Below are 5,478 nucleotides of genomic sequence, written 5' to 3' on the forward strand. Positions count from 1 at the left end.
AGGGCGCCGCCGCTGCGGCCGCGGGACGCGGACGGCGTGGCGGCGATCGCGAGCGCCGCCGCGAGTCGGTCGCCCTCGAGCCGATCCCGCTGCCCGAGCTGCCGCCGATCCCGCCGTGGCACCCGCCGCAGGACGTGACGCGGTTCGCCGCGTACGACCTGCCCCCCGCGGTGCAGGCCGGGATCACCGACGCGGGCTTCGCCGAGTGCACGGCCGTGCAGTCGCGGGTGCTGCCGCTGTCGCTCCAGGGCAGGGACGTCGCGGCCCAGTCGCAGACCGGCACCGGCAAGACCGCGGCCTTCCTGATCACGATCTTCTCGCGCCTGCTCTGGCGCGGTCCCGTCGCGGGACCGAAGCCGCGGGCGCTCGTCATCGTCCCGACGCGCGAGCTGGCCGTGCAGATCGAGAGCGACGCGCGCCAGCTCGGCGCCCACACCGGCCTCACGGCCGTCGCCATCTTCGGCGGCGTGGACTACGAGAAGCAGCGGCAGGCGCTGCGCCTGGGCGCCGACCTCGTGGTCGGCACCCCCGGCCGGCTCATCGACTACCTCAAGCAGGGCGCCTGGCGGCCGGAGGGCGTCGAGATCCTCGTCATCGACGAGGCCGACCGCATGTTCGACATGGGCTTCGTCCGCGACCTGCGCTACATCCTCCAGCGGCTGCCGCACTACGAGCGCCGCCAGACGCTGCTCTTCTCCGCGACGCTCAACTACTCGGTCACCGAGGTCACCTACGAGTACATGCACCTGCCCGAGGAGATCCGCGCGACCCCCGCGCGCATGACCGCCGAGAAGGCCGAGGAGGTCCTGCACCACGTCGGGCGCGACGAGAAGCCGGCGCTGCTGCTCGGCATCATGGAGCGCGAGAAGCCGGAGCGGACGATGATCTTCACGAACACCAAGGCCGAGGCCGAGAAGGTCGCCAAGCTCCTCGAGCACCACGGCCTGCGCGCGCGCGGCATCACCGGCAACCTCGAGCAGGCGCGGCGGCTCAAGCTCATGGAGGAGTTCAAGAGCGGCGATCTCCCGATCATGGTCGCCACCGACGTCGCCTCGCGCGGACTGCACATCGAGGGCGTGACCCACGTCGTGAACTGGGACCTGCCGCAGGACCCGGAGGACTACGTGCACCGCATCGGGCGCACGGCGCGGGCGGGCGCAGTGGGCAGGGCCATCTCGCTCGCGGACGAGAGCGGCGCGCTGAACCTCGAGGCCATCGAGAAGCTCATCGGCTACAAGATCCCGGTGGTCTGGCACACCCAGGAGCACCTCGCCGAGGTGCGGCCGGGCTGGCGCGAGGCGGCGGCCCGGGAGCGGCGCGAACGGGAGCGCGAGCTGGAGGCGCGGGGGATCAGGCCGCGCCGGCCCTCGGGCGGCCCGGGACGGGGCCGCCCCGGCGGCTCGCGTCCGGGCGGCTCCCGCCGCCGCAGCTGATTCGAGACTTCCCGGAGGACCTTCGGACAGGTCTCGCGGGCCGCTCAGACGGGGTCAGATGCAAGGCGGACGACGATCCGGCGACTGAGACGGCCTGGTGGCCGTCGCAGGGAGCCGGGAGGAGTTCAACGCCGCAGATGGCCCCGTATCAGCGGCCCGCGCGAACGCTGGCCGTCAGGCGTTCGGCGATGCGCGCGAGCGGCAGGACCTCGGCGGCTGCCCCCATCTCGATGGCCGCCCGCGGCATGCCGTAGACGACGCAGCTCTCCTCGCTCTCGGCGATGGTGTACCCGCCGCGCGAGCGGATCGCCCACATCCCGAACGCGCCGTCGGTGCCCATCCCCGTGAGGAGCACCCCGGCGACGCGCGCGCCGTACACCTCCGCCGCCGACTGCATCGCGGCATCCACGCTCGGCCGGTAGATGGCGTCCGCCGGCGCGGGCACGATGAGCACCGCCGGCTCGCCGCCGCTGAGCACGATGCGCAGGTGCTGCCCGCCCGGCGCGACGAGGACCTCCCCCGGCCGCAGGCGGTCGCCCTGCTCGGCCTCGCGCACGGAGAGCGCGCCCGCGGCGTCCAGCCGCTGGGCCAGCGGGCGGGTGAAGCCCGCGGGGATGTGCTGGACGACGACGACCGCCGCCGGGAAGTCGCCCGGGAGAGCGGGGATGACGCGGTGCAGCGCCGGCGGCCCTCCCGTCGAGGCGCCGATGATCACGAGGTCGGCCTTGCCGGCCACGGGGACGGCCGGGGGCGGAGGCGGGGCGGCCGCCGCGACCGGCACCTCCTCCCGGCCGAGCCGTGCCGGATTCACCGCCGCGGCGGTGCGAACCTTGGCCAGCAGCTCGGCGCCGATGCCCAGCACGTCGGCGCGCGAGAGCAGCGCCGTCTTGTCCACGAAGTCCACCGCCCCGAGATCGAGCGCCTGCAGCGTGACCTCGGCGCCCTCCTGGGTGAGCGAGGAGAGCATGAGCACCCGCACCGGGCTCTCGCGCATCGCGCAGGCGAGCACCTTGAGACCGTCGAGGCGCGGCATCATGACGTCCAGGGTGACGACGTCGGGACGCAGCGCGCGGATCTTCGCGAGCGCGTCGATGCCATCGGCCGCGGTGCCGACGACCTGCACCCCCGCCTCCGCGCCGAGGAGCGCCTCGAGCGTGCGGCGCACCAGCGGCGAGTCGTCGACGACGAGGACCCGGATCGGCTGCGGGATGGCCATGTCGGGGGCGCGCGGCGTGGCGGGAGCCTACAGCCGGTGCGTGGCCGCGAGCGCCTTGAGGATCGCCGGGTCGAGCTTCGGGAAGCGCTCGAGGTAGGCGACCCGCTCGCGGTTGAGCGTGCGCACGAGTTCCTCGCGCTCCGCGGCGCCGTAGAGCTTGCGCGGGTCGAAGCGCTTCATGTCGTAGATCTTGCCGTGCTCGTCGGTGACGCCGGAGATCAGCACGCGCGTCCCGTAGTCCGGGTCGGCGTCCCACTCGCCCGAGTCGCGGAACAGCGCGCGCGTCACGTAGCCGATGCCGTTCTTCCAGGGGCGGTTGGCGGCGCGCCTGGGGACAAGCGGGCTCTCGGGGTTCGGCACCTCGCCGACGCCGCCGGTGTTCAGCAGGAACGAGCGGACCTTCCCCTCGTAGCGCTTGAGGTAGTCGTAGAAGATGTTCCCCTCCTCGGCGGGGTCGCCGACGATGAAGGGGTTCGTCCCGACCTCGCGCACGCTCTGCCCGGCCTTCGAGGGGTCCCCGGCGGCGGTCTCGATGCTCTCGCCGAGCATGAAGTAGGCGACGCTCTGCTCGGGGGTCAGCTCCTGGAGGATCGGGCAGACGGTGTTGCGGCGGGTGTTGAAGATGATGCACAGCGCGTCGAGCTCATCGAGCGCCGGCAGGTCGATCGAGTCGTGGCGCCGGTCGCGCGGCAGCGCCCTGATCGGCAGGATGCCGCGGCCGTTGGCGCAGAGGTCCTCCTCGAGGTACTGGATCTCGCCGAGGTGGTCGACGTAGAGGTTCTGGGAGACGAAGGCCGGGGACTCCACGGCCGGCCGCAGCAGCACGTCGTCGGCGTCGAGGTCGGTCTTGAGGAAGAGCCCCTGCTCGGTCCCGAGCACGCGGCCGTCGGCGAGGCGCAGCCCGACGAAGTCGTCCTGCACCACGAGCGACTGCTCGCCCGCCTGGTCGAGGAAGTGCGTGTGGCCGACGTTCGTCGTCTTGCCCGTGCCGGAGTTGCCGAGGATGGCGACGCCGTAGCGGGTGAAGCCGCCGGTGCGCGCGTTCTTCGCCCGGACGACCTTCGTCCCCGCGTGGATGCCGAGGTAGCCGCGCTGCTTGGCGAGGTACATCGCCATGCGCAGCATCCCCTTCTTGGCCTCGCCCATGTAGTCGCAGCCGATGCCGACCGTGACGTTGCTCTCCGGGAAGCCGTAGAAGCGCCCGAAGACGCCGGTGTGGATGTCGGGCACCATGAGGATGTAGAGGTCCTCGGCGCCGGGGACGAGGTCGCGCTCCGCGTACATCTTGCCCCACATGTAGGGCACGTGGTGGTTGGCGCGTTGCTTGGTGGTGACCAGGAGGTGGCAGTTGAAGGTGAACTTCGGGTCGTCGCCCGAGCCCATGACCCGGTAGACGTAGTCGACCGGCAGCTGGTTCACGTGGCCGGCGAAGGACTTCCCGCCGAACTCGCCGCCGAAGACCCGGGTGAACTCGCGGTCCATGCCGCGCAGGGTCTCCGTCTGCTCCGGGCCCATCTTCGGCGGCTGCACCTTCTCCGAGCCGACGATGACCGTGAACTTCGCCGAGCGGTTGCGCACCCGCGTGTCCCAGTTGTAGCCGCCGAAGACGTTGCGCTGGCCGCTGCTCTCGGCGAGGCGCCCGAGTTCGGGGCCGGTGTAGAGGGTCACGTTCGTCCCCACGTGGCGCGAGCGGTCCACGAGCCCCCGGACCAGCCCCACCACCCTGTCGCCGTCGTACGCTGCCATGCTCGTCTCCTCGCCCTTCCCGGGCCCGCGGGCCACTGCGCGCGTTGGTTCGGCCGCGCGCGCCGCAGTTGTCCTTTGTACCGCGCCGCGCCGCGCCCTGTCAACGAACCCGGCCGACGACACGCCTCCCGGGCCTGCCCCGACCGGCGCCGGCCGCCCGTGCTACCATGGAGGCAACCTGACAGCCGCCTTCGGGCGCGTGCCGGGACACCGGCACAAGGAGGAGACACCATGCGCACGACACTTCGACCGCTCGCCTCGTTGGCTCTGGCCGCAGCCGCGCTGGCCGGGACGCTCGCCCTCCCCGCGGGGACGGCGGCGCAGATGTGCCCCATGGGCGGGGCGCAGATCGTGGCGGAGACCGACCGCGACAAGACGCTCGCCTGGGGCAAGGGAAAGACCCGTGCGGAGGTCACCGACAGCGCCCCGGCGGAGTGGAGCGTGGTCACCTTCAGCGCGGCGGACGAGGGGATCGCGCTGCTCGTCGCGCCCGGGCAGGTCTTCTTCGGCGTGCCGGGCCGCGGCGGCGAGACCTACCCGCGGGACATCGACCGCGCCTTCGGCGCCGACCGCGCAAAGCTCCGCGAGGCGATCCGCGCGACGCTGCCGGAGCTGGTGGCCGCGGGCGTCGTCCGCATCGACGCCGCGGACATCCCGGCGATCGCCGCCGCGGCCGGCCTGGGGACGCTCGAGAAGGGGACGGGCGGCTGGGCGCTGAAGACCCAGGACTGCCAGGCCGCGGACCTGCCCACGTCGGGCTTGTAGCCGTCTACGGCCTGAAGTCAGTCCGCAGGAGCAGCCAGGCGACGATCGCCGCGAGCAGCGCCCAGAAGCCGACGGAGACGGCGACGAGGCGCCGCTGCGCGCGCGGGACCACCGCCGCCAGGCTGGGAATCCGCCCGGCCGGCGCGATCGCCCCGGCCGCGATGCCCGTGACGCCGCCGCCGAGGAGCGCCAGGTAGAGGGCGTAGCCGACGTAGTGGTAGTCCGACTGCAGCACACAGAAGGGGCAGCGGTGCGTCGGCAGCTCGTAGCAGTACATCCCGATGAACGAGACGAGCGACGCCGCGCCCACCGCGAGGG

At 72.9% G+C, this 5,478-nt stretch carries 5 protein-coding genes; 2 read left to right on the forward strand and 3 right to left on the reverse strand.

Features of this window, described 5'->3' with window-relative positions; translation table 11 throughout:
• Positions 1–170: 170 nt before the first annotated feature.
• Complete coding sequence (locus tag VI078_17930; protein HEY6001168.1) at positions 171–1,433, forward strand: DEAD/DEAH box helicase; 1,263 nt, start codon at positions 171–173, stop codon at positions 1,431–1,433.
• 148 nt (positions 1,434–1,581) lie between these two features.
• Here the strand turns inward: VI078_17930 and VI078_17935 are convergent, their stop codons facing one another.
• Both VI078_17935 and VI078_17940 read right to left on the reverse strand, forming a co-directional pair.
• On the reverse strand, positions 1,582–2,649 hold the full coding sequence (locus VI078_17935; protein HEY6001169.1) for a chemotaxis response regulator protein-glutamate methylesterase: 1,068 nt from the start codon (positions 2,647–2,649) through the stop codon (positions 1,582–1,584).
• A 27-nt stretch (positions 2,650–2,676) separates the two neighbouring features.
• The gene (locus tag VI078_17940; protein HEY6001170.1) at positions 2,677–4,395 is read right to left on the reverse strand and encodes a phosphoenolpyruvate carboxykinase (ATP); all 1,719 of its coding nucleotides are present in this window, start codon (positions 4,393–4,395) and stop codon (positions 2,677–2,679) included.
• A gap of 231 nt (positions 4,396–4,626) precedes the next feature.
• Between VI078_17940 and VI078_17945 the strand changes: the two genes are divergently transcribed.
• Positions 4,627–5,160 (forward strand): hypothetical protein, encoded by a 534-nt coding sequence (locus VI078_17945; protein ID HEY6001171.1) that lies wholly within the window; start codon positions 4,627–4,629, stop codon positions 5,158–5,160.
• Between the two features lie 4 nt (positions 5,161–5,164).
• On the opposite strand, the gene VI078_17950 is transcribed toward VI078_17945, so the two are convergent.
• The coding region (locus tag VI078_17950; GenBank protein HEY6001172.1) for a hypothetical protein at positions 5,165–5,478 on the reverse strand (314 nt) is incomplete at its 5' end.

This window comes from bacterium (assembly GCA_036524115.1).
Lineage (GTDB): Bacteria > JAUVQV01 > JAUVQV01 > JAUVQV01 > DATDCY01 > DATDCY01.